This is a genomic window from Serratia sp. Ae19-1, assembly GCF_059801225.1.
Map to the genome: position 1 here is coordinate 476308 of NZ_JBCHWD010000001.1, position 24379 is coordinate 500686.

The window sequence follows — 24379 nt, forward strand, 5'->3', positions numbered from 1 at the left end:
TTGGCTGATATGACAGATAACCCTCAAAAAGCGCCATCATGAAAACGATCGGTTTTGTGGTTTTTCCCGGTTTTAACCTGCTGGATTTTGCCGGGCCGCTGGCGGCGTTCGATAACGTCAACCAGTTCACTGACCCGCCGGCTTACCGCTGTGTGGCGATCTCGCCGCAGGGCGGCATGGTCGCCAGCTCGGCCGGGGTGGCGATCGCCACGCAGCCGTGCGGCGACGAGCGTTTTGATACGCTGGTGGTGGCCGGCGGCAGCGGCAATGTGATGGCGGCGCAGTCACCGGCGTTGGCAGCGTTCCTGACGGCCCACAGCCGGCGAGCGCGGCGCATCGCCAGCGTGTGCACCGGGGCGTTTATTCTGGCGGCCTGCGGTTTGCTGGACGGCAAACGTGCCACCACCCACTGGTATCACGCGGCGCGCTTGCAGCAGAACTACCCGCGCATTCGCGTCGACAGCAACCGCATTTTCATCCGTGACGGCGATATCTGGACTTCGGCGGGCATCAGCGCCGGCATCGATCTGGCGCTGGCGCTGATCGAGGACGATCTCGGCGCTACGATAGCGGCGGGCGTGGCGCGGCAACTGGTGGTGTACCACCGTCGCCCCGGCGGGCAGTCGCAATATTCGCTGTTGCTGGCGTTGAATCCGCCGTCGGATCGCATGCGCGCCGCGCTGTCGTACGCGCGCGAGCACTTGCATCTGCCGCTGTCGGTGGCGGATCTGGCCGACGCCGCCTGCCTGAGCGAGCGGCAGTTCGGCCGGTTGTTCCGCGCTGAAACCGGGCAGACGCCGGCCAAGGTGATCGAGCAGCTGCGGGTCGAGGCGGCCAGGGTGCGCATCGAAGAGGGTGCCGAGCCGCTGGAAGCGATCGCCCGTTCGGTGGGGTTCAGCGATCCGGAACGCATGAGGCGGGCGTTTATCCGCGTATTTGGCCTGTCGCCGCAGGCGATCCGCCGGCTCGGCCGCGCGGGATAACTTTTTTGCCACGCCTGGCGGCGGAGCACACCAGAGGAGCAACGGATGTATCAGGATTTTGACAGTGAATTGAACTGGGCGATGCGCCATATGCCGCGCACCCGGGCGGCGGTGGCGGCACTGCCGGACCTGCACGGGGTGCGGCTGGCGTGCAATATGCACCTGGATCTGAAAATGGCGCCGCTGGTGGCCGGCCTGCTGGATAAGGGCGCGGCGATCTTCCTGACTACCTGCAATCCCACCACGGTGCAGAACGACGTGGTGGCCTGGCTGGAACGGCGGGGGGCGCAGGCCTATGCCTGGCGCGACATGAACGCCAGCGAGTGGTCGGAATCTTTCGATCGCGCGCTGGACTGGCAGCCGACCCACCTGTGCGAAATGGGGGCGGATCTGACCACCCGTCTGCACCAATCGCCGAACGGCCCGCAGATCGTCGCCGGGCTGGAAGCCACCGGATCGGGCATCAGCCGGTTAAACGGCGTGGCGCCGCGTTACCCGATCTTCAACTGGGACGATCTGCCGGTGAAAGAGGGGTTGCATAACCGGCACATGGTTGGGCTGACCGCCTGGCACACCTTCTTCCAGACCACCCATTTGACGCTGCACGAAAAGCGCGTGCTGGTGATCGGCTACGGCCTGGTCGGGCAGGGAACGGCGGCGGCGGCCAGGGCTTACGGCGGCCAGGTGATGGTGGCGGAAATCGACCCGGCGCGCGCGCTGCAGGCGCGTTATGACGGCTGGCAGGTGGTGGATCTGGCGAGCGCGGTCGCTCAGGCGGACGTTATCGCCACGGCGACCGGCGCGAAGAACGTGCTCTCGGCGCAGCATCTGCAGCAGGCGCAGGACGGCGTGTTTATCCTCAACGTCGGCCACGTGGCGGAAGAGATCGACGTCGGCTTCCTCAAAGGCCTGCCGCACCACGAGCCGATGCCTTATGTGAACGCTTACCAACTCAATGAGAAGACGGTCTATTTGCTGGCCAACGGTTCGATGTTCAACCTGACCGCCGGCTACGGCGATAGCCTCAACGCCTTCGACGTGACGTTGGCGGTGATGGCGGCCGGCATCGGCCATATCGTCGGTGCAGGGGCGCGGCAAACGCCGGGGCTGTACCTGCTGCCGCAGTCGGCGTGGCAGCCGGCGCTGTAACTTTTTCTACGCGGGCGCTCATCCCAGGGCGCCCGCGGGCTGTGCCGTTTTTCGGCCGACAGAATTTGTCACAAATCCGCCCTACAATCCCAGTGCCAAGCACCGCACCCTCACATATAATTCGCAGAGTTCAAGCCCCCATTTCAGAGTAATGCCTGTGAAAATACGTGTTTTGGTTCTGACCCTGCTCGCTTTGCAGGCGGGCGCAGGCTTTGCGCCGCGCGCGCTGGCCAGCGACAACGCCGCCGCTCTGCACGCCACCCAGCCGGAGCTGGCTTCCGGCAGCGCGATGGTCGTCGATATGCAAACCCATAAAGTGATGTATGCGCGCAACCCGGATGAAGTGGTGCCGATCGCCTCGATTACCAAGCTGATGACCGCCATGGTCACGCTGGACGCACACCTGCCGCTCGACGAGATGTTGTCGGTGGATATCCACCAGACGCCGGAGATGAAAGGGGTTTATTCGCGGGTGCGGCTGAACAGCGAAATCAGCCGCAAGGATATGCTGCTGCTGGCGCTGATGTCGTCGGAAAACCGCGCCGCCGCCAGCCTGGCGCACCACTATCCGGGCGGCTACAACGCCTTTATCAAAGCGATGAACGCCAAGGCCAGGGCGCTCGGCATGACCAATACCCATTACGTCGAACCGACCGGGCTCTCTATCCACAACGTGTCGACGGCGCGCGATCTGACCAAGCTGCTGATCGCCACCAAGCAATATCCGTTGATCGGCCAGCTCAGCACCACCACCGAGCGCATGGCCAGCTTCAAGGATCCCAACTACACGCTGCCGTTCCGCAACACCAACCACCTGGTGTACAACCCGAAATGGAACATTCAGCTGACCAAGACCGGTTTCACCAATCAGGCGGGCCACTGCCTGGCGATGCGCACCGTGATCGGCAACCGTTCTGTGTCGCTGGTGGTGCTGGACGCCTTCGGCAAATATACCCACTTCGCCGACGCCAACCGGCTGCGCAGCTGGATTGAGACCGGCAAGGTGACGCCGATCCCGGCCGCCGCCCGCGACTATCGCCGCCAAAAAGACGCCAGCCTGGCGAAAAACGCCACCGAATGACCCGCCTGGCGGCCTGCCCGTTGGCGGCAGGCCGCTATCGGCCCTCGGGCCGCCTGATGACAAATCCCCGCTCGCGATCGCCGTCGAACCCGGCTTTGAGATAAAGCTGGTGCGCGCCGGTGCGTTGCTGCCCCGACAGCAGCATCACCTTGTAACAGCCCTTGCGCCAGGCCAGCTGCAGCGCGTATTCAATCATGGCGAGCGCCACGCCGTGGCCGCGATAGGGCTCCGCCGTCACCACGTGTTCGATGACGCCGAACGGCTGTGCCTGGTGCGCCAGCCCTGGGATCAGCGCCATCATGCAGGTGGCGATCGGTTGTTCTTCCTTTGCCGCCACCACCAGACGGATCGCCGGATCGTCCAGCAGGCGCTGCAGGGCACGGCGCGCATCGTCGGTGCGCAGCGGCGCGTCCTGCGGACGCAGCTCGCGATACAGGGCCAACAGGCCGTTGAGATCGTCCGGCTGCGCCAGACGATGAATGATGCTCATGGTTGCTCCTTTCCGCCGCTTCAGCGGTAATCCGCTATCCTCCATTAATACCACAACGTTTGTCGGAGGGGATGTTATGAGTCAGGTGTCGACTTTTGTCATGTTCCAGGGAGAGGCGCAACAGGCGATCGACCTCTACAGCCAGGTGTTCGAGCGTTTTCGGCTCATGCAGGTGCAGCATTACGACCCGACGCCGGACGGCCGGCGGTTGATCAAGCATGCCACCATCGATTTCGACCGGCAGAACCTGGTGTTTATCGACAGCCCGATCAGCCATGACTTCAGCTTCACCCCGGCGGTGTCGCTGTTCATCAACTTGCCTAACGAAGAGGCGCTTGAACAGGCCTTTCACCGCCTGGCGGAAGGCGGCAAGGTGCTGATGCCGCTCGATGATTACGGCTTCAGTGCCCGTTTCGGTTGGCTGAATGATCGTTTCGGCCTCTCCTGGCAGCTCAATGTGCCGGCGGGCGATCTGCCCTGACGCCAGGGGCGTGCAAAAGGCATGGTAGTGCCTGCAGTTGTTTCATATGCTTACCCCCGTGGTGGCAGGGAATTCTGCCGTGGGCAATACCGACAACATTCATGGAAAGGTGCGCTTTGATTGATTTTGACCGCTATGTTGAGCAAGCGAAGTCTTACGGCGAGTGGCCGGGCGGGCACGTGGAGATGTCGTCCGGTCGCGTTGAGGGATTGAGCTATCGCCTGTATCGGCAAACTGCCGCGAGTGAAGACGTGATGGTGGTGTATCACGGCGGCGGGGTTAACAGCGCTGCCGGGTATGACGTCCTGGCGCGCCAGTTGGCGGCCGAGCCAACGCTCGCGGTGTGCCTGGTCGATATTCGCGGACATGGCGATTCCGCCGGAGAGCGGGGAACGGTTGAGCGGCCTGAGCGTATTTGGCGCGATGTCGATGTCATCCTGGCGGAAATGCGCCTGCGTTTTCCGTTGGCGCGCAGGCACCTGCTTGGTCATTCCAGCGGCGCCGGGATGTTGCTCAACTACTTGACCCGTTATCCTTGCGAGCAGCAGGCGGATAGCCTGATCATGCTGGCGCCTGAGCTGGGGCCATTTTCCGGGATAGCCCGCGATCTGACGGCGGCGGCCCGTTTTGCTCAGGTGCGCCAATGGCCCTTTGTGGCCAATGCGCTCAGCGGTGGGCGATGGTTCGGGCAATCTCGGGCGGTCAGCCTGAATTTTCCCCCGGCCGTGCTGGCCACCTCCCTCGATTTTGTCTGCCAATACAGTGTCAATATGGCTAACGCGTTGACGCCGCGCGCCCCGGCAAAGCAATTGGCGGCGTTGCGATTACCGACTTTGCTGCTGGCGGCAGCCCAGGACGAGTTGTTCAATGCGCAATCGATGCAGCGCTTTGTCGAACAGCATGGCAGCGTGTATGTGGCATTTGGTTTGCTTGAGGGCAGTACGCATTTATCGTGCGTATTTGATGCCCATCGCCCGGTCCTTCAACATATTTCGCGTGCGTTCACGATCGCCTCCGATTGCGACGCACCTATTTAACTGCTTGTTTATTACACACTTCTTCTCCGTCATTAACTGGACGGAGGAGTAGTGATTGAGATCACGAAACTGGTTAATAAATCTTTATGATTTTGAATGCAAAATGTTAACATCCCGCCGCTTTCATTAGGCTTGCTAATGATATTCTTATTGTCAAGGAATGCTCAGGATGGATTACCAAAACGTCTTTCAATTGACGGATCAGGAACGAAACGAGTTATTTTCGGCATTAGATAGAATTGCTTACGATCCCGCCGGCGGCGATGCTTATATTCACGCCATACGCTCGACCATGATCACCCATTTGCCCCACAGATTAAGCGCCGCATTAAGCCAGCAAAAGGCGTCGATCAAACCACGGCCTTATCTTATTTTAAAAAATGTGCCGGTGGATAAAGAAGTGTTCTTTTCCCCTTGTCCGAACCAATATACGCCTTCGGCTAAATCCGGTAATATCAGCGAAAACCTGTTGGTCGGTATCTCTTCGCTCATCGGCGAACCTTATTCGATGTATTTCGAAGGGAAAGAACTGATCAATAATCTGATCCCCAAACGCGAAGCTAAAAAAGAATATACCGGCCTGGGATTCGATGTTGAACTGGACTTCCATATTGAAAATGCGGCCCTGAAACACCTGGAGCAGTTCAACGTTTCGCCGATGGGCCTGCTGTTGGCCGGCGTGCGCCGCGATCCGCACAGCCCGATGACGCGCATCTCCGACTCGCGTCTGGCGATCGCTCAACTGAGCCGCGAGGACGTCGAAACGCTGGCCAGCCCGCTGTACAGCATCAAGCTGCCGTACCGCTGGCGCCAATCCACTCAGGCCGGGCGTGAAGAAACCGCGCTGGTGCCGCTGATCTCGCAAAACCACGTGTTGCCAGATGTGAGCGCGGTCTTCTATCCCGGCATGATTGCGGCCAGCACGCCACGGGCGGAAGCCGCGCTGGAACGTTTCTATGGTCTGGTGAAAGAAAACGCCATCGGCATCGATATTTGCCCGGGCGATTTGGTTTACATCGACAATCGCTTTGCATTGCATTCGCGCGATAAGTTTACGCCTTCCTTCGATGAAAAAGATACGCCGTTGCGCTGGGTGCAACGGGTCTTCATTTCGGCAAGCTTGTGGAATCACCGCAACCTCAATCAGGTTGAAGAGCGTATTTTCTCGATTTAAGGTTATTATTCATGCTGAACGTTTTTCTTTCTATATTGCCGATTTTTTTGTTAATTGTGCTGGGCTATTTGTCAAAGCTTTATGTTAAAGATGTCGCCGTTTTTTGGGGCTTTTCTGACAAATTCGTTTATTACCTGTTTTTTCCGGCGCTGTTGATATTGGATATCAGCGAAGCGGACTTTAGCGGCGCGGACAGCTTCTATCCCGTTGTGGCGACCATTATTTCCACATTGGCCATTGCGTTGATTATTTTCGTTGGCAAGCTGTTTTTCAATACATCGGCGGATCTGTTTACCTCCATTTTTCAGGGGGGAGTCAGGTATAACTCTTATGTATTCATCGCGCTGTCGCAATCGCTGTTCGGCAGTGAGGGGGTGGCGCTGTCCGGCTTCTTCGTGGCGTACATGATCATTCTGACCAACATCATGAGCGTGTTGGTGATGAACCACTACGGCACCGGCAGTAAGAAAAGCCTGAGCGGCGCGCTGCTGGCGCTGACGAAGAACCCGCTGATCATCGGCGCGTTGTTCGGGGTGTTGATGAATCTGTGCAACCTGCATATCACCGGTGCGCTAAAACAGCTGTTCGTTTATCTCTCCAACGCCGCCACGCCGCTGAGCCTGATGTCGGTCGGTGCAGGGTTGATCGTCAGCATGCATATCCGCAAATTGGTTTCCATCTCTTATGCGACCGTGCTGAAATTGGTGGCCATGCCGCTGATTACCATCGCGCTGGTGCACTATTTTGGCGCCACCGGCGTGCCCGCCAGCATCGCCATTCTCTATTCCGCTGTGCCTTGCGCCGGCAACGCCTATATTCTGGCGCGGCAAATGGGGGGCGACCATGAAGCGATGGCTTCCATCATCACCTGGACGACGCTGCTGTCGGTCATTACCGTCACCTTCATTCTGGGCAGCGTAGCGCTGTAACGCCGGCGCCGGGCGGCAAGCGCCCGCCCGGCGTTTTCCGATATCCTCCCATATCCTTTCATCAGGCTTTACCGCTATGCTAAACGGATAGTGAATGTGAAAAGGATGAATCATTTTGGCAGGAAGTAGCTTACTTACCCTTATCGACGACATCGCTTCGTTGCTGGACGATGTCTCTTTAATGACCAAGATGGCGGCCAAAAAAACCGCCGGTGTGCTGGGGGACGATCTGGCGCTCAACGCGCAGCAGGTGACCGGCGTTAAAGCCGATCGCGAGCTGCCGGTGGTATGGAGCGTTGCCAAAGGGTCGCTGATCAACAAGGCGATCCTGGTGCCGTTGGCACTCTTGATCAGCGCCTTCGCGCCCTGGGCGATTACGCCGTTGCTGATGGTGGGCGGCGCCTACCTATGCTACGAAGGGTTCGAAAAGGTGTTCCACAGCCTGAGCCCCGGCAAGCCGGCGCAGGAAGATAAATCCGACGGGCCCGGCGCCAATGAGGACGCTGCAGCTTATGAGAAGCGCAAGGTGAAAGGGGCGATACGTACCGACTTTGTGCTCTCCGCCGAGATTATCGCCATCACGCTGGGCACCGTCGCCGGCGCCACCTTCAGCCAGCAGGTGATCGTCTTGTGCGGCATCGCCGTCGTGATGACGCTCGGCGTGTACGGCATCGTCGCCGGCATCGTCAGGCTGGACGATCTGGGGTTGTATCTGAGCCGCAAAGGCAGCGCGTTGGCGCGCTCCCTCGGCGGCGGCATCGTGCGCGCCGCGCCTTATTTGATGAAAACGCTGTCGATCGTCGGCACCGTCGCCATGTTTATGGTCGGCGGCGGCATCCTGACCCACGGTTTGCCGCCGGTACATCATCTGTTCGAAGACTGGGCCTCGTACACCACCGTGGTGCCGACGTTTGGCCATATTCTGCAGGGTGTGGTTCCGGCGCTGTTGAACGTGGCGTTCGGTCTGGTGGCCGGCGGCGTAGTGCTGGCGGTGGTGTCGGCGCTGGGCGCAGCGCGCGCGCGTTTCAAGGCATGATGAAAAGTCTCGCCCCGGGAGGGGCGAGGCGTTTTAAAAAATCAGTTTGAGAACGCCGGTAATCGTCAACAAACCCACGATAAAGATGATGGCGACAAGCCACAGAATAATTTTCATTTGATTCTCCCTTACCCGTTAAATGTGGCGCGCGGTTGGCGCTAACTCAATGAAATCATTCTTCACTATAGACGCTATCTCCCCATCGCGCGTCGCCACGCATTCAGGGATGCTGTTTATCACCCGCGCCCAGCGCGCGCTGCATGATGTGGGTGTCGCGCCACTCCCCCAGCTTGAACCCCACCGCTTTTAACGTCCCGACGCTGGTGAAGCCGAGCGACTGGTGCAGCGCCAGCGAGCCGCGGTTGGCGGCGGAGTCGCCGACGATTGCCAGCATCTGGCGCCAGGGGCCTTGCTCGCAGCGGGCGATCAGCGCGCTCAGAAGTGTTTTGCCGACGCCTTTACCCTGTTGCCCCTCGGCGATGTATACCGAGTCTTCTACGGTAAAGCGGTAAGCCGGCCGGGGGCGATAAGGCGTGGCATAGCAGTAGCCCACAATACGGCCTTCGCTTTTCGCCACCAGCCAGGGCAGGCCGGCTTCCTGCACCTTGCTCAGCCGCAGCTGCATTTCCGCCAACGTCGGCGGCTGTTCTTCAAACGAAGCCGCGCCTGTCAGCACGTGGTGGGTGTAAATACGCAGCACGGCGACCATATCGTCCGGCGTGGCGTCGAGGAGGCTGAGTGCGGGGGCTAAGAGCGTCATGGCAAGTCTGTTTACCTTGAAAATCAGCGGATAAACGGCATTATGCGCGCCGCCCGCCGTCGGGGTAAATCGGGTTTTGTTATGGTGAGATAAGACAACCCTATGGGAACGTTCGCCGCGTATCGGTCAGGGTAGAAAGGCTGAGGGGGCAAGAGCGGAAAGATAAGAAATCAGTGGGCGCTTGATAGGCAAAAGCCCAGCTTGGTGGCTGGGCTTCGCAGGACCCTGAAAGGGAGGGTATAGCATAAGGGCCTTTATCGGCTACGGCGACAATTTCACCTGATTTGTCTGTTTTGTCAACAACAGCGTACTGGTCAGAACAGCATATTGCGGGCATTGATCGACTTAATGACGGCGCGTTGGATGTCAGCAACAAGCTCGCGTGACAGACACTGGGTAAGAAAACCTCTCTCTTTACGGGCTCTGCTCAGCCGTTGACGGCTGACTTGCTGCACCAGATCGCCCTTTGCCCAACGCGTTTGCGGATGAAAGAATCTCATATCTTCGATGAGTTCTCGTGTGATCTCTATGTGCAACCCTTGTTGGATCTTATTCGAATCTCTGGTGGTCGACAGCGGTACGATAATGCAGGCATTACCGTTAATTTTGCCATTTAACACAACAACTAAACGGTTCTTCACCATTTCTGGCGGAATGTAGCCATCATAAAAGCCGGCTTCATGCGGTTGGCAGAGTGATAGTGGGTAGTTGCCATAGTTGCACTCAAGAATTTCCCCGACCTTGGGGGAAAATTTGATCGGCATCGATACACTCCTTTGTTGCGAACAATCCGTGTTATGGAGGAATGAGCATGCGGGCGTTTTGCGTTGAGAGAAAGGTGTGGCGTAAGGAAACGGCAAATGAAAGTGAAAAATTGCGGATTCGTACGCAGAATCCGCCTTGATGGTGGCCGAATTTACCAGCCTTTCACCGCGCCGCCGTTGAAGATTTTCTCGGCGGCCTTGGCCACTTCGTCCGACTCATAGGCCTTGATGAAGTTCTGCACGTTCGGCGCGTCCTTATTGTCTTCGCGGGTGACGATGATGTTGGTGTACGGCGAGTTTTTATCCTCGATGAAAATGCCGTCTTTGGTCGGCGTCAGGCCGGTTTGATTGATGTAGGTGGTGCTGATAACGGCGACGGTGACCTTCGGATCGTCCAGCACGTGCGGCAGCTGCGCGCCTTCCAGCTCCATGATCTGGTAATGATGCGGGTTGGCACTGATATCCAGGGCGGTGGGCAGCAGCCCCTTGCCTTGTTTCAGGGTAATCAGGCCGGTTTTTTCCAGCAGCAGCAGGGCGCGCCCCAGGTTGGTCGGATCGAGCGGAATAGCGATCACCGCGCCGTCCGGCAGCTCTTTGAGCGATTTTATCTTTTTGGAGTAGCCGGCCATCGGGAAGACGAAGGTGTTGCCGACCGCTACCAGCTTATAGCCGTGATCTTTGTTTTGCTGTTCGAGGAACGGGCGGTGCTGGAACACGTTGGCGTCCAGTTCGCCTTTGTCGGTGGCGTCGTTCGGCAGCAGCGAACCGCTAAAACCCACCAGCTCGACCTCCAGCCCGTATTTTTCTTTCGCCACCTGTCTGGCGACCTCCGCCACGTCCTGTTCCGCGCCGTTGATGACGCCGACTTTGATATGGTTTTGGTCGGTTTTTTGATCGCAGCCCTGAAGCGCCAATACGGCGGCGAAGGTCGCCGCCAGAGGGGTGATACGCCAGCGTAAGGTCATCGAAGTCTCCCTGAAAAGAACAATAAAATCAGTTGTTTTTTGTTCTTACAGCTAAGCCTGAACTGCCGATGAAGTCAAACGCTCGTTCAGCATAAACGGCTATAGCTTATAGCCGTTATGCGGCGGGGGGATTATCGGCTGAGCGAACGCAGCACCACGATGCCCGGCGTAGCCATCACGTAATCTATAAAGGGCGAATCGACCACCTGCATGTTGGCCTTGCGCGAGGAGGCGTTGCGCAGCACCGGGCCGTTGTCGGTCATCACGTAGATGCCGGTGTGGGTGACATCCAGCCCGTCCAGGTTGGTGTAAATGCCGATATAATCGCCGGTGCGCAGCTGGGCCAGCACCTTGTCGTCGACGTTGTCGCTGGGGATATAGGTCACGCTGCGCTGTACGTTGGGCAAACCGGGCAGGTAGCTGCTGCCGTCTGCCTTCTGGTTGAGGGTTTTCACGAGGGTGACGGCGTGCGGGCTGAGCTGCGCGGTGATGTCTTCGGCCACCTTGTGCGGCCGCTGCGCCCAGTCGGTGAAGAAGTGTTTGCGCTGCGGGAAGGCGATTTTGCCGTCGACGTAGCGGATATCTATCAGCCGCTGTACGAACTCGCCCTCGCTGCGGGCGGTGCTGAGCGCTTCCACATAATCGATGTAGGTGAAGCAATCCAGCCCGCGGAAGTCGATCACCAGCTGCTCGGGCGTGTTCTGCGAGCCGATCAGGCGATTGGCGAGATAGGGGGTGCCGAGAAACTCGCGCGAAATCAAATCGACGGTGCGGCCATGTGGCTGAGCGGCGGGCCAACCGGCGCGCAGCGCGAGGATCTCACGCAGCTTGCTGCGGGTGCTGGCGTCCATCTCCGGCTGCACGCTCGGCGGCGCAACGGTGACGTCGGGCGGCGGCGTTGCCGGGGTGGGGCGCTCGGCGCATCCGCTCATGGCGATAGCTAACATCAGTAAAACAACCTTGTTCTTGTTCATACGGCCCTCCATGGGTGTCGCTGGCTTATCATAGTAAGTGATAACAGTTCTCATCCGATGGTAGGGGTTAAAAAGTAAACATAACCTCAATGAGGCCCGATAAATCAGTAACCGATTTCGTTATTGAACGGCAAATACCAGAACAGTGCGATCTCGTGATCGGCGATCTCCGGCTCGGCGCGATACAGTAAACGATCGATGCCGCCGAGGATAAACCCGTAATGCTGGTAGCAGCGGCAGGCCGCCAGATTGTTGTTCTGCGTTTCGAGCATCATACCTGAGGTTTCCTGCAGCCGTGCCCACTGTTTGGCGCAGTCCAGCAGCGCCCCGGCGATGCCCTGACGGCGCGCGTGAGCGCTGACGGCGATCTCATCGATCAGGGTGTAACCGTTCCAGTTTTTGCTCAGCGTGATATGGCCAACGGCTTCGTTCTGGCGATACGCCAGGAAGGTGACGCTGTCGTCGTTGACGAGCGGCGCCAGCGGATACTGTTTGCGAAACGGCGCGACCGGGCGGGTTGGCCAGCTGTCGACCGGGCTGTCGAACTGCGGCAGGGCGTAGCTGGCGACGGTAAAGCTGAAATCGCCGCAGGCCAAATAATCGGCGGGCAACGCCTCAATGGCCGTGATGCGGATGGCCGGGTTCATGACGGCAGCTCCCGCAGCAGGCGCGCCGGGTTGCCGGCATAGATCCCCTTGCGGGTGATATCGCGGGTCACGACCGCCCCGGCGCCGATCACCGCGCCACTGCAGATCTCCACCGCCAAGACCGTGGCGCCGGAGCCGATGGACACCCGATCGCCGATGCGCGTGCGTCCCCAGCTGGCCGGATCGGCATTGGGCGCACCGTCTTTGAACAGATCGTTGGCGAAGGTGACGCCGTGGCCGACAAAGCACTCTTCGCCGAGCGTGACGTATTCGCAGATAAAGCTGTGCGACTGAATTTTACTGCGCGCGCCAATGCTGACGTAGCGCTGGATCTCGACGAACGGGCCGACGAAGACATCGTCGCCGAGCCGGCAGCCGTACAGATTGCAGGGCTCGACAACGGTGACGTTACGCCCGGCGTCGACGTCGACGATCCCCGCCTGGCGGATGGTGATAACGGATGGCATAACCTTCCTCTCAGTCTGGGTTTGATGGGGGGAGTATAAGACAAAGCGCCGCGGCGTTGCGCTTTCTGCACGTTTTTTCGCCGAAAGACTATAATTAGTACAGGGGAGAGAGCCCCGTGGCCGCAATCCTCGCACGGGTAGCTGTCCGTCGGAGGTGTGGAATTCGTTCGCCGATCGCGGCCTACGGCGAGATAGGAGGTGTCTCATGGTCAGTCATGTTTGGGGACTTCTGGCGCATCCCAGCGCCGAGTTCGAACAGATCAAAAGCGAGAATGAAAGCGTCTCGCACCTATACACCCATCACGTGTTGCTCTTGGCAGCAATCCCGGTGGTCTGCGCCTTTATCGGCACCACCCAGTTGGGCTGGCTCTCCGGCGAGGGACATGCCATCAGGCTCGACATGTTTACCGCGTTTTATACCGCCGTGGCGTTCTACCTGCTGATGCTGGCGGGCGTAGCGGCCATGGGGAAAGTCATTCACTGGATGGCGCGGCGTTATGAATCGCGCCCAAGTCTGCACCGCTGCATGGTGTTCGCCGGCTACGTGGCGACCCCGATGTTCCTCAGCGGGGTGGTGGCGCTTTATCCGGTTGTCTGGCTGTGTCTGTTTGTCGGCATTATCGGCCTGTGCTATTCGGGCTATCTGCTGAATCTGGGGATCCCGCACTTCCTGAATATCGACAGTAAGGAAGGGTTCATCTTCTCCAGCTCGACCTTCGCTATCGGCATCCTGCTGCTCGAGCTGCTGCTTGGGGTGACGGTGCTGCTGTGGGGGTACGGTTCCTGGTTGTTCTGAGTTAACGGTAGTTGTTGTCGCCCCCGCGCCGGTGGAACGGCGCGGGGGCTTTTGCTTTTATGCGCGGCGGAAAACCAGCATCACGCCGAGCACGATGCCCGCCATGCCCAGCAGGCTCAGCGCGGCTAACGCGTGGCCGAGCAGCAGGTAATCCAGCAGGGCGGTGACCGCCGGGATCAGATAGAACAGGCTGGTGACCTGCACCAGGTTGCCGCGCTGGATCAGGCGATACAGCAGGAAAGTCGCCAGCACCGAGATCACCACCGCCATCCACAGCAGCGGCAGCACGAACTCAGGCCGCCATTCGACCCGCAGCGGCTCAAACGGCAGCGCCAACGCACACATCAACAGACCCATAGCATACTGCAGCGGCAAGACCGCCAGCGGCGGCTGGGCCATGCCCTTTTGCAGCAGGGTGCCGGCGGTCATGCAGCCCAGAGCGATAAAGGCGAACAGCATGCCGCTCGGCGAGAAGTTGGCCACCATCAGGCTTTGGTACACCACCAGCGTCAGCCCGGCCAACGCCAGCGCCAACCCGCAGGCGCGCAGCCCGGCACAACGCCGTTCGGTGATGAACTGGGTGAGGATCGGCTGTACGCCGAGCAGCGTCGCCAGCACCCCGGGCGTAATGCCCTGTTCCAGCGCCAGCAGATAACAGATCTGATAGCCGCCGATCATCAGCACGCCGATCAGCGCGATGCGTCGACGGGTGCCGGGGGCGGGCAGGCACTGGCGCCGCCACAGGCCGATAGCCAACAGCACCGCCAGTGCGATGGCGCAGCGGAAGAACAGAAAAGCGAAGGCGGAAGCGTGTTCCAACCCCCAACGGGAGAAAATAGCGCCGCTGCTCCAAAGCAGGACGAACAGCGTAGCCAGGCCGGCATTGGCCCAGAGAGAAGGTAATCGCATATCAATTTCACCTGTCGTGAAAATTACAGGCTCCGGCGCGCGCGGCGGTCTACGCCTGAACGCAACAGATCAACATAAGCCGGAGGTAAAAAGTCGGTTTGGCTTAGCGCACGACCACAATGCGTGGCGGGTAAGCGGCAACCGCTGAAACGACAGAGGAAACGGCGGGTGGAGCGGAGGAAGCACACAGCAAAACGACGGCCGGGGCGGTCGCGTTGGTGGGATCTGTGCTGTGCGCAAAGTGAGTCATCTAGCTTCCTGAACATCGGGAATGAAATTAACCGTTTCAAACATAACCAAGTTCGCCGTGGGACGCAATCGTAAATCGCAGGTACTTTAATGATAATGAAAATCATTATCATTAATTAAAGGATATGTTATGTTGCTTTAACGGCGCAATTTTGATGCAAAAGCAAGCCGCAGCGGAGTGGATACCCTGTTCCGGCTTGCGCGTTGAGTGCGTATGGCAAGAGACGTTGCGATTCGCTTTTGCAGAGGGCGGGCAATCGTGATAGAAATAATGATATGTTATAATATAACAAATAGTGCATGATGAACCCAATTCACGACATCCTCCACGTTGATGGAGTGAGCCTGGCCGGCCACGGTGGGGCATTGATACTCGACAACATTCATTTCGCGCTCCGCTCCGGTGAGAAGCTGGCGGTGATCGGCCCCAACGGCAGCGGCAAGTCGAGCCTGTTACGCACCCTGATCGGCGAAACGCGGCCGGACAGCGGCGGCATTTACTGGCGCGGGCGCGCCTTGTCAAACTGGCCGGCGGCGGAGCGCGCCAAAAGCATCGCCTTTCTGGCGCAAAACGATCTGCCGGATCTAAGGCTGTCGCTTGAGGATTATGTCGCCTTAGGGCGTTTGCCATTTGGTGAGCAACCGGCGGCGGCGAAGCGCATCGTTGACCAGGCCATCGAAGAAACCGGGCTGGGGCCGCTCAGGCGCCACCCGCTGGGGCGGCTCTCGGGCGGCCAGCGTCAGCGCGCTGCGCTGGCCCGGGCGTTGGCGCAGTCTCCCGACCTGTTGCTGCTGGATGAACCGACCAATCACCTCGATCCGCCCGGGCGCTCGGCGCTGCTGTCGTTAGTAAAAAATAAAGATATTGCCGTGATTGCGGTGCTGCACGATCTGCCCGTGGCGGAGGCGTTTGCCGATCGGATCCTGGTGCTCAACGAAAGCCGCCAGGTGGCCTGCGGTTCGCCCGAGGCGGTGTTGCAAACGCCGGTGATTTTGCCGGTGTTCGGCATGCAAAGTTTCAATGTAGCGCATCCCGTCAGCGGGAAAACGCTGCGTATTTTTGACGTTCCCCATTGCGCTTGATAAACCAGAGAGAAACATGAACACACGCGTATTCATCCTGCTTATGCTGTTGACCGCCAGGTCGGCGGCGGCCGAAAGTTTTCCCGTCACCGTAGACAGCTGCGGTACGCCGGTCACCTTTAACCAGGCACCGCAGCGCGCCGTTATCAACGATATCAACATGGCTGAGATGGCCTTTGCGCTCCACCTGCAGGATCGGATCGTCGGGCTGACCGGCATCACCGGTTGGTACAAACTGACGCCTGGCTTCAAGGCCGCGATGGGCGCGATTCCCGAACTGGCACCGAAATATCCCGCTTTGGAAACGTTGCTGGCGGCGCAGCCGGATTTCTTCTTCGCCGGCTGGAATTACGGCATGAAGATCGGCGGCGACGTCACGCCGGAGAAGCTCGCCCCGTTCGGCATCAAAACGCTGGTGCTGAGCGAGAGCTGCGTACAGGCCGGTGGCCGGCCGCAGAAGGCCGATATGAACCTGCTGTATGACGACGAGCTGAAGCTCGGCAAGATTTTCGGCAAGCAGCGAGAGGCCGCCGCGTTGGTTGAGGGCTGGCAGCGCCGGTTAGCTGCGCTTCCCGCCAGGCCGGCGGGGCAGGCGCCGCTCAAGGTGTTCGTCTATGACTCGGGAGAGGAGAAACCTTTCACCAGCGGCAGATACGCCATGCCGACGGCGATCATCGAGGCGGCGGGGGGCCGCAACGTGATGGACGGTTTGCCGGCGAGCTGGACGACGGCGTCCTGGGAGGCGGTGGCGGCGGCAGAGCCCGACTTCATCATTCTGCTGGATTATCAGACCGGGTCAGGCGCCGATGCGCTGCGGCGTTTCCTCGAGTCTCATCCGTTGATGAAATTGACGCCCGCGGTACAGCATCATCGTTATCTGAAACTGCAGTATGCGGAGCTGACCCCGGGGCTGGCCAACATCGGCGCGGTTGAAAAGCTGGCACGGGCGCTGTACGCGCCGGCTAGCGAATGAACTCGCCGACCGGGCGGTTTATGCTGCTCGCGCCGTTGGCGTCGTTGGCATTGTGCGGGTTAATGATCTGGAGCCTGCAGCTGGGCAGCGTCGTACTGTCATGGCGGCAAACGATGGCGGCATTGGGGTTTTCATCTGCGCCCCTCTCCGGCATGTTGGACACCATCGTCGTGCAGTTGCGCGTGCCCAGGGCCCTGTTGGCGGCGCTGACCGGCGCCGGGCTGGCGATGACCGGTGCACTGCTGCAGACCACCACCCGCAACGAACTGGCCGATCCTTTTCTGTTTGGGCTCTCCTCCGGCGCCTCCGCCGGGGCGGTGCTGGTCATCACGCGCTTCGGCGATGCGCTGGGCGCGCTGACGTTGCCGCTGTCCGCTTTCGTCGGCGGCATTCTGTCCGCGATGGCGGTGATGATCCTGTTTCGCGTCAGCCGGGTCAGGCGCGCCGATCAGCTCATCGTCTGCGGCCTGGCGGTCTCGTTTTTGTTCAGCGCGCTCACCAGCTACCTGGTGTTTTCCGGCGATCAGCGAGCGGCCGGCTCGGTGTTGTTCTGGTCGCTCGGCGGATTGGGGCTGGCGCGTTGGGATAACCTGGTCATTCCGCTGGCGAGTTTCGTGCTGCTGGCCGGGTTTACGGCGCTGCGTTGGCGGGCGCTGGACTCGCTGCTGGCGGGCGAGCAAACCGCCCACTCGATGGGGGTCAACGTGGCGCGCCTGCGCACCGAGACCTTTCTGTGCTGCGCGCTGTCTACGGCGTTCCTCGTATCGCTGACGGGGGTGATCGGTTTTGTCGGGCTGATGGTGCCTTATCTGGCCCGGCGCCTGGTGGGCGTGCGCCACCGTTTGTCCGTGCCGATGTGCGGCCTGCTGGGGGCGATGCTGCTGACCGGCGGCGACATGCTCAGCCGCAGCCTGATCCCCAATCAGGAACTGCCCATCGGCATCATTACGGCGGGGCTGGGGGGCGCGTTCATCGTCTCCTTGCTGCTGCGTGCAGAGCGGTGAGCGCCACCCTGCGCAGGTAACGTTGTTTATCGAAGGCCCGCGCCGGGTGCGGCGGCAGGCCGGGGTACGCCGTTTAGCGGGGGCCTTCGGCCCAACCTTTGCGTTTGCTGGTTTTGCCGATGCCGGGGTTGAAGCTGTTGGTCGGATCGGCAGCGCGGTAGAACGCCTGCAGATCCGGTTTGGCATGGTACAGGTGGCCGACGTTATGCTCCGCCGGGTACTCGGCGCCGCGCCGGTTGAGGATCTCGAGCATCTTTTCTTTCAGTGCATGGCTGTCCACGCCTTTTTTCACCACGTAGTCCTGGTGGAAGACGTGGCACATAAAGTGGCCGTAATACAGCTTATGCACCAACTGACTGTCGATTTCCGGCGGCAGCGTTTCGAACCAGTCGGTGTCGTTGCGGCGCAGGGCGATGTCCAGCGCCAGAATATCCTCCACCTTGTCGGCGTGCACCGCGTGGTAGCGCACGGCGGCGCCGGCGGCGGCGAAGCGGTGCAGGAAAGCCTTTTTGCCCTCGTCAGGCGTGCAGGCGAAGAAGGCGCCTTCGGCCTGGGCGAAATAGTCGGTCAGGTAGCGCTGGGCCTCTTCCACGCCGGGGCCGGCCATCTTCAGCAGCAGATGGTGTTCGAAACGTTCACGGTATTCCTTCATGCGTTTCGGCAGGTGGCTCGGCGCCAGATGGCTCAGGCCCTGCATCAGCCGGTCGGTCAGGTTGTGCGGCAGCAGCGGCAGCTTGTTGAGGCTGGCGTCCATGCGGCCTTTCAGGGTGAAGAAGCGCGGCATCTGATCGGTGCCGAGCTTGTCGATCATCATAAAGGTGTCTTTGCCGTAGACCTCGGCGATGTCGAAGATATCGCGGTGCATGTATTCACCGGCTACCGGCAGGTTGTCGAACCGGCTCAGCATGTGGCGGCGCAGTTCGGTCAGCACCGCGGTGTCGTTGGTGCCGATATAGAACACCTGCTCTTTGCCTTCCTTCTCGAAGGTGTCGAGCCGCACCGCGAACACCGCCAGCTTGCCGGCGCAGCCGGAGGCCTCGTACAGACGGCGTTTATCGGCGTTGAAGCGGGAAGGGGTGTCGGCGTCGACGTCGCGCACCCGGCTGGCGTACTCGTTATCCGAGGCGCGCAGCTCGCCGAATTCGACGTCCTCCGGGCGGTAATCACCTTTTTCCAGCCGGGTGAGGATCTCTTCAGGCGTGTCGCCGAGGCGGATGCCCAGATGGTTCACCAGGCGCAGCTGGCCGTCTTCACCCAGCTGAGCGTACAGCGCCATTTCGGTATAGGCCGGGCCGCGTTTCACCAGCGAGCCGCCGGAGTTGTTGCACACGCCGCCGATCACCGACGCGCCGATACAGGAGGAGCCAATAACCGAATGCGGCTCGCGGCCGTAAGGCTTGAGCAATTTTTCGAGGTGATGCAGGGTGCTGCCGGGAAAACCAACCACCTGCTTACCGTTATCCAGCACCTGAATATGATCGAGGCGCAGGGTGCTGACGATGACGATATCGCGATCATAGTCGTTGCCGCTGGGGGTTGAACCTTCGGTCAGGCCGGTGTTGGCGGCCTGCATGATGACGATTTTGTCGGCGGCCACGCAGGCCTGCAGAATGCGCCACAGCTGCAGCAGGCTGGTGGGAAACACCACCGCCAGCGCCTGGCCTTCGCCGGAGCGGAAGCCCTTGCGATACCGTTCGGTGTTGCGATCGCCGGTCAACAGCTGCGGGCCGCCGACGAGGTCTTTAAGCTGGTTGAGAAATGCCTGATTGCCTGACTGCATGCTGCCTGTCTCCCTGTCATCTCCGCTGTTTTAGCTACGGCGCCGAAGTGGCGTATGGCAATAATATGTCAATGGCGGCGCTTCAGGGGAAGCGTTTTTACTTTTGGTCGGCGGTCAGATTGCTTATCAGCAACGTTAGTTTGGCGTAGGAGAGCGGCGATATCGTTCCTGGGTGGGATCCCCGCAGGGCGTGCGCAAAATCGGGGTTCTGCGGGGAACCTGCTGCTCAAGCCTGTAACAGATTAATGAGATCTTTGGCCAAATGTGCATTTTTGGCCGTTAACAAATTACCGCTTGTTAATATTCCTTGCTGGTTGCCATTGAGATCCATAACGGTGAAGCCGGCTTCTCTGGCACAAATAATGATGGCCGCACTGTCCCAAGGTTTCATTATCGTATCAATCGCCGCATCCGACGAACCATTGAATACGGATACATGCTGGATACAATCCCCTGAGAACTTAAACAGTTTCGCACTTTCTAGCACAGCAATGAGATTCCAGGGGGTGTCGCCGTTCTCAAGCCATGTCGAGGTGCCATGGATGCCTGATGCCGTTATTGTCGCTTGTTCTACCCGTATCGCTTCGGCCCGATCCGCATCAGTGAACAATCTCCTGACACTATTGTCACCCGTATGGATAAAGCACCCTTCATTTTTACCGGCATACACTAAGGTATTGATTGCAGGTAAACCTATGGTGCCAATCACCGGCTCTCCTTCTTTGACTAAAGCAATGAGAGAGCCATATACCGGGATGCCTAACTTATACCAGGTCGTGCCGTCTATGGGATCTATCAGCCAATATAACTGACAGTCATTGGCAATCTCACAGCCTAACTCCTCGCCATAAACGGGGATATCAGGGGTTAATGCCTGTAGTCTCTCCCTTATATACGCCTCAGTTTCAATATCGGCCTCACTGACAATGCTGAAATCCTTCTTTTCAAAAAACGTCACTTCATTTTTTTTGCCTTCAATTATTGAGAAGGAGGACAAGGCGATCTCTTTAACTTTTTGTAATAAACCGCTGAATTCCAATTTTCTCACTATTCCATTCCATATCAATTAGTTAGTGGTAACGCGGCCCGTAAAAGTGCCCTCGAAAAGGCACTTGAGAAATACCACGAAAGGCGAAAAAGGGGCCTGACGCCCCAAAATATACCGATTGGCTAAGATAACAGCATGGTTTTTTCTGCCATGCGTACCACGGCAGGATCGTCGGTGATGGATTTGACTTCACTAATGGGTATCCATTCCAATTTCGTCGATTCTTTGGAAAGCGCGGTTTCGGCGTGTTTATCTGCGATCAAACACAGGGTGATATCATAATGAAGATGGGCTGCGGTTTTAGGGTTTTCAGGTATTGAATGTATGTCGATATCAATCACAAAGGCCCCGTCAGCCGCTATGTTCTGGATACCGCTTTCTTCCTGCGCCTCTCTTAGGCAGGCGTCTAAAAATGTTTTATCGCTGCGCTCGATGTGCCCACCCAGTTGGAACCATCGATTTAACTTTGCATGCAGTGTCAGCAATACTTTAGTCTTATCATGATTTAATACCCAGGCGGATGCCGTAAAATGCCCAAATTTAGAGGTTTCAAATAATACATCATCTCGGCTTTGCAGAATACTCAACATATTCAGCTTGTGCTCTTGCTCTTTCTCATAGTCGGTTTGGTAGTTTTTCAATAAACTGTAAATTTCATTTTTCATAGCGTCAAGCTCACTTTGAATTAAAATGATGTCACCAATAAAACATTAAAATGCATCATAATAGATGTCTTAAACAGGGGGAAATAGCCGATGCTTAGCGACTAAGGCGTTAACTACATGGCGGCTAGCCAGTTTTTTGCCGCTTTATGGGCCAGTGAAAATAGCTCGTCATGATTCAGGTTACTATGAGCCAGACTGACAAAGGAGTTGTGCCCCTCCATAATCAGCAAACCATTCCGCATAAGCTCACTCTTCAAGCGGCCCCTCAACATAACGTCATTGACCAGCTCTTGACTAAACACCAGATCAAAAAGGGCGTTATTGAAAAGTGGTTTAGCGATCAATAGATTATCGGTTCCGGCTTCTTTAAAGGCGGAATTCAACGTCGTCACGATGGCTCCACCGGCTTGTGAAATCAGATTATAGCCATCGCACTCTTTCATGATTTCCGCCACGGCAAGGGCCGCATGGGGGGAAAGTATTTCTTTGGTGTGTGTTCCACCAATACGCGCTTCGCGGTAGATGGCAATGCTGTCAGGTTTCCCGATCAGAACAGCAAGAGGCAAGCCATTTCCTATCGCCTTACCTAATACCACATAATCAGGATCGAAATCTGGATGGTTCGCCAAGTAACCGCCAGGGTTGGTTCTTCCCGCTGTTTTCGTTTCATCCAACAGTATTTTTATGCCATAAGTCTTGCACATTTCTATTGCAGACTTAATCTTCTCTTCGGGGAAGAACGCCAGTTGATACACGTCCAGTGCAAATATGGCAATGTCGTTTCCATGTTCCTGAAGCAGTTTATCCAACTCAGACAGGTCGCCATTAATCCAGTTGAAAACGGCCTCTTCACCAGTGACACCGCGCATGCCTTTTACATAACGTAAATCGTTTCTTTTGGCGCTGCCCAAGGCTTCATGCCAGCTCGGCGACATATAGAGCTGGGCGTCATGCCATCCCAAGAAACCGCACCTCAGGATCTTTTTACGCTCGGTTTCCATCATTGCGCAGCGGAACGATGCCGTTACGGCCTCAGAGCTGGTTTTAAATAAGGAGATAACTTTGGAGCCGACATAGACACTTTCAAACAGGTCGGATAGCAGGCTGTGTACCTCGCCGAACCCAGGGAAAGACAATCCCAAACAGAGAGCATCACTCAATTTTTTATTAAAACCAGGATGGCTGTGTCCCAATATAACGGGGCCTATGCCTAAAACGAAATCCAGATACTCATTGCCGCGAGTATCTTCGATTCGGTATCCTTTTCCCTTTCTAAATTGAATAGGGTGCCCGTTTGCATCTAAAAGTCTGTCACTGCCCACTAATGGTGAAAACATTCTAATTAATCCTTATCAATCAAGCCAAAACAACGTGTTGTTTTTCCGGGAGGTGTTTGAGTTTTTTCCACGAATTATGTGAAAAACCATACATTCTAATCAACCAGCGATCATTTCCGTCATAATTTGCCGAACCGGAAAGGTTATCTCTCCCATGCAGGGCGATTCTGTTGTTAATGATGAGGATGTCCCCAGGCTGCAAAACAACTTTGTTGATATATTGAGGATCAGACAGGTGCTTTCTTAGTTTTTCCAATGCTTCATTAGCAGCATCGTTGATCCCGACAAGTTTAGAATTGCTGTATCTAATCACCAGTCTGCCGTTGATATCACCAATAACACTGACATTCTCTATTTTTGAGTCAACGTCAAAACTGGATTGGCTATTGGCGATATATTCAGGGCGCATTAGTTGTTCTATGGTTGCATAACTTAAATTGTTAAGAATGTCATCCAATGACCAAATTGTTGTTGCCGCTTTAATCGGGTTTCTCAAACACGCCAGTGCAAACACCTCAGGAGCAATAATTTGATTTTGGGTATCGTCAGGCAGCATTTCCGACCAGTGGCCATTGACGACCTCAGTATGTGGAGATAACGACTTTGTGGAGCGAACCCAAGACTTTTCGTTGTTTTTTGCAGGCATAACCATATGTGCCAACCGGCCTTGCATTTCATTCAGGTAAGAAGAAACGGTGTGTCCAGTAACACCTAGCATGGCCATTAACGTTGACGCGGGTTCAATCCATAAACTTGTATCAGGTGCTTCATCATTGCATGGGGTAGGGGGGAGTGCTTCGGTCGAAAAACAATTACGCATTAATAAATATCCGTATTTTTGTCTTTCAGAAAACCATGACAATTCGGAGTAAACATTGTAGTCATTGGCTAGCTGCTTGCGAATATTTTCCTCTGCGATGCTTTTTACTATATACGGACTGATTTCTTGATTGTAAATCGTGAACTTACTTTTTGTGATTATATCTTTAAGGTTAAAATTAGATAAATCAAGCGTTAGCCCTAACGATGACAATTTGACATTCCGTGATAAATGCCTCACACATTATCTCCTTTGAGGTGACTTAACAATAAAAATATTTATGCACTATTATTTAACACCATATAAATTCTGTATTATAAAAACTGTACTGCATTGAATATGCGTACTTTGAATTGCCATGCGAGATTGATAGCCGGTTATATATTCAATGACGAAAATAAAAAAAGATGGTTTGCAGTAAAAGCCATGAGGCAGATAATTCCCCTCACACAGTCAAAGCCATCATCCATCCTGGCATAACAATATCCCTATCTCGCTTAAGAGCACGGTAAATTGTAAATAAAATGATTTTTTTAATTACAAATCACGAAAAAATTATACAAATACATAACGTAATGTAAAGTTATTTTTTATATTCATACTTAACCATAGTGATGGATATAATTTACAAATCAATAATACCTGCATGTAATTAAAAAGCCCTTGATTTATCTTGTAAATAAAACCATGCTCACTACCGCGATGGATCTTGCACAAATCAAAAAAACTTCAGGTGATCATATAGCTATGATTTTTATCATAAAAATAAAAAACACAC

Annotated in this window: 26 protein-coding genes; 12 read left to right on the forward strand and 14 right to left on the reverse strand. The window is 56.8% G+C overall.

The genetic code is table 11. The features are described 5' to 3' along the window. The first annotated feature begins 38 nt into the window (after window positions 1-38). The 3 genes from AAIE04_RS02365 to pbpG all read left to right on the forward strand — a co-directional run bounded on the left by AAIE04_RS02365 (window position 39) and on the right by pbpG (window position 3213). Window positions 39-983 carry a GlxA family transcriptional regulator gene (locus AAIE04_RS02365; RefSeq protein ID WP_198635664.1) on the forward strand — a complete coding sequence of 315 codons (945 nt, stop codon included), beginning with the start codon at window positions 39-41 and terminating at the stop codon, window positions 981-983. A gap of 45 nt (window positions 984-1028) precedes the next feature. Then, window positions 1029-2132, forward strand: a complete 1104-nt coding sequence (locus AAIE04_RS02370) for an adenosylhomocysteinase (RefSeq protein ID WP_498576413.1) — start codon at window positions 1029-1031, stop codon at window positions 2130-2132. Window positions 2133-2283: 151 nt separating this feature from the next. Further along, window positions 2284-3213, forward strand: a complete 930-nt coding sequence (gene pbpG / locus AAIE04_RS02375; protein WP_025160019.1) for a D-alanyl-D-alanine endopeptidase — start codon at window positions 2284-2286, stop codon at window positions 3211-3213. Window positions 3214-3247: 34 nt separating this feature from the next. Here the strand turns inward: pbpG and AAIE04_RS02380 are convergent, their stop codons facing one another. Continuing rightward, entirely contained in the window at window positions 3248-3703 is a 456-nt protein-coding gene (locus AAIE04_RS02380) for a GNAT family N-acetyltransferase (protein ID WP_019453956.1), read from the reverse strand. A gap of 76 nt (window positions 3704-3779) precedes the next feature. On the opposite strand from AAIE04_RS02380, the gene AAIE04_RS02385 reads away from it, so the two are divergent. The 5 genes from AAIE04_RS02385 (at window position 3780) to AAIE04_RS02405 (ending at window position 8360) form a co-directional block, all read left to right on the forward strand. After that, window positions 3780-4184, forward strand: a complete 405-nt coding sequence (locus tag AAIE04_RS02385) for a VOC family protein (protein ID WP_019453955.1) — start codon at window positions 3780-3782, stop codon at window positions 4182-4184. A 116-nt stretch (window positions 4185-4300) separates the two neighbouring features. Next, a complete protein-coding gene (locus tag AAIE04_RS02390) occupies window positions 4301-5221 on the forward strand; it encodes an alpha/beta fold hydrolase (RefSeq protein ID WP_498576414.1) in 921 nt (306 codons plus the stop codon). Window positions 5222-5609: 388 nt separating this feature from the next. After that, window positions 5610-6395, forward strand: coding sequence for a TauD/TfdA family dioxygenase (locus tag AAIE04_RS02395; RefSeq protein WP_235049932.1), 786 nt, complete (start codon window positions 5610-5612; stop codon window positions 6393-6395). A gap of 11 nt (window positions 6396-6406) precedes the next feature. Continuing rightward, on the forward strand, window positions 6407-7324 hold the full coding sequence (locus tag AAIE04_RS02400; protein WP_019453952.1) for an AEC family transporter: 918 nt from the start codon (window positions 6407-6409) through the stop codon (window positions 7322-7324). Between the two features lie 115 nt (window positions 7325-7439). Next, the gene (locus AAIE04_RS02405; RefSeq protein ID WP_025160017.1) at window positions 7440-8360 is read left to right on the forward strand and encodes a DUF808 domain-containing protein; all 921 of its coding nucleotides are present in this window, start codon (window positions 7440-7442) and stop codon (window positions 8358-8360) included. A 33-nt stretch (window positions 8361-8393) separates the two neighbouring features. Here AAIE04_RS02405 and AAIE04_RS02410 read toward each other — a convergent pair whose 3' ends face one another. From AAIE04_RS02410 to AAIE04_RS02440, 7 genes are all read right to left on the reverse strand, one after another. Further along, entirely contained in the window at window positions 8394-8477 is an 84-nt protein-coding gene (locus tag AAIE04_RS02410) for a small membrane protein YohP (RefSeq protein ID WP_498576630.1), read from the reverse strand. Window positions 8478-8580: 103 nt separating this feature from the next. Next, window positions 8581-9120 (reverse strand): GNAT family N-acetyltransferase, encoded by a 540-nt coding sequence (locus AAIE04_RS02415; RefSeq protein WP_025160016.1) that lies wholly within the window; start codon window positions 9118-9120, stop codon window positions 8581-8583. A 314-nt stretch (window positions 9121-9434) separates the two neighbouring features. Further along, on the reverse strand, window positions 9435-9884 hold the full coding sequence (locus AAIE04_RS02420) for a type II toxin-antitoxin system PemK/MazF family toxin (RefSeq protein WP_498576415.1): 450 nt from the start codon (window positions 9882-9884) through the stop codon (window positions 9435-9437). Window positions 9885-10036: 152 nt separating this feature from the next. Next, window positions 10037-10849 (reverse strand): MetQ/NlpA family lipoprotein, encoded by an 813-nt coding sequence (locus tag AAIE04_RS02425; RefSeq protein ID WP_498576416.1) that lies wholly within the window; start codon window positions 10847-10849, stop codon window positions 10037-10039. A gap of 131 nt (window positions 10850-10980) precedes the next feature. Next, window positions 10981-11823, reverse strand: a complete 843-nt coding sequence (locus AAIE04_RS02430) for a DUF1460 domain-containing protein (RefSeq protein ID WP_498576417.1) — start codon at window positions 11821-11823, stop codon at window positions 10981-10983. Window positions 11824-11927: 104 nt separating this feature from the next. After that, window positions 11928-12470 (reverse strand): GNAT family N-acetyltransferase, encoded by a 543-nt coding sequence (locus tag AAIE04_RS02435; protein WP_498576418.1) that lies wholly within the window; start codon window positions 12468-12470, stop codon window positions 11928-11930. Continuing rightward, entirely contained in the window at window positions 12467-12937 is a 471-nt protein-coding gene (locus tag AAIE04_RS02440) for an acyltransferase (RefSeq protein WP_498576419.1), read from the reverse strand. Before AAIE04_RS02440 ends, AAIE04_RS02435 begins: the two co-directional genes overlap by 4 nt. A gap of 205 nt (window positions 12938-13142) precedes the next feature. Here AAIE04_RS02440 and AAIE04_RS02445 point away from each other — a divergent pair, with 205 nt between their 5' ends. Next, the gene (locus tag AAIE04_RS02445; protein ID WP_019453944.1) at window positions 13143-13733 is read left to right on the forward strand and encodes a Yip1 family protein; all 591 of its coding nucleotides are present in this window, start codon (window positions 13143-13145) and stop codon (window positions 13731-13733) included. Window positions 13734-13790: 57 nt separating this feature from the next. Here the strand turns inward: AAIE04_RS02445 and AAIE04_RS02450 are convergent, their stop codons facing one another. After that, a complete protein-coding gene (locus tag AAIE04_RS02450; protein ID WP_498576420.1) occupies window positions 13791-14642 on the reverse strand; it encodes a DMT family transporter in 852 nt (283 codons plus the stop codon). Between the two features lie 615 nt (window positions 14643-15257). Between AAIE04_RS02450 and AAIE04_RS02455 the strand changes: the two genes are divergently transcribed. The 3 genes from AAIE04_RS02455 to AAIE04_RS02465 are packed head-to-tail and all read left to right on the forward strand — an operon-like array spanning window position 15258 to window position 17951. Further along, a complete protein-coding gene (locus AAIE04_RS02455) occupies window positions 15258-15974 on the forward strand; it encodes an ABC transporter ATP-binding protein (RefSeq protein WP_498576631.1) in 717 nt (238 codons plus the stop codon). A gap of 16 nt (window positions 15975-15990) precedes the next feature. Next, on the forward strand, window positions 15991-16947 hold the full coding sequence (locus AAIE04_RS02460) for an ABC transporter substrate-binding protein (protein WP_498576421.1): 957 nt from the start codon (window positions 15991-15993) through the stop codon (window positions 16945-16947). Beyond that, window positions 16944-17951, forward strand: coding sequence for a FecCD family ABC transporter permease (locus AAIE04_RS02465; protein ID WP_498576422.1), 1008 nt, complete (start codon window positions 16944-16946; stop codon window positions 17949-17951). Before AAIE04_RS02460 ends, AAIE04_RS02465 begins: the two co-directional genes overlap by 4 nt. 73 nt (window positions 17952-18024) lie before the next feature. Here the strand turns inward: AAIE04_RS02465 and dld are convergent, their stop codons facing one another. The 5 genes from dld to AAIE04_RS02490 all read right to left on the reverse strand — a co-directional run bounded on the left by dld (window position 18025) and on the right by AAIE04_RS02490 (window position 23841). Next, window positions 18025-19731: a D-lactate dehydrogenase gene (gene dld, locus AAIE04_RS02470; RefSeq protein WP_498576423.1), complete on the reverse strand. Its 1707-nt coding sequence runs from the start codon at window positions 19729-19731 to the stop codon at window positions 18025-18027. 226 nt (window positions 19732-19957) lie between these two features. Continuing rightward, window positions 19958-20779 (reverse strand): inositol monophosphatase family protein, encoded by an 822-nt coding sequence (locus AAIE04_RS02475; protein ID WP_498576424.1) that lies wholly within the window; start codon window positions 20777-20779, stop codon window positions 19958-19960. A 122-nt stretch (window positions 20780-20901) separates the two neighbouring features. Continuing rightward, window positions 20902-21444 carry an NUDIX hydrolase gene (locus tag AAIE04_RS02480; protein WP_498576425.1) on the reverse strand — a complete coding sequence of 181 codons (543 nt, stop codon included), beginning with the start codon at window positions 21442-21444 and terminating at the stop codon, window positions 20902-20904. 113 nt (window positions 21445-21557) lie between these two features. After that, window positions 21558-22781 carry an aminotransferase class III-fold pyridoxal phosphate-dependent enzyme gene (locus AAIE04_RS02485; RefSeq protein ID WP_154746734.1) on the reverse strand — a complete coding sequence of 408 codons (1224 nt, stop codon included), beginning with the start codon at window positions 22779-22781 and terminating at the stop codon, window positions 21558-21560. A gap of 19 nt (window positions 22782-22800) precedes the next feature. After that, window positions 22801-23841, reverse strand: coding sequence for a TauD/TfdA family dioxygenase (locus tag AAIE04_RS02490; RefSeq protein WP_498576426.1), 1041 nt, complete (start codon window positions 23839-23841; stop codon window positions 22801-22803). Between the last annotated feature and the right edge of the window lie 538 nt (window positions 23842-24379).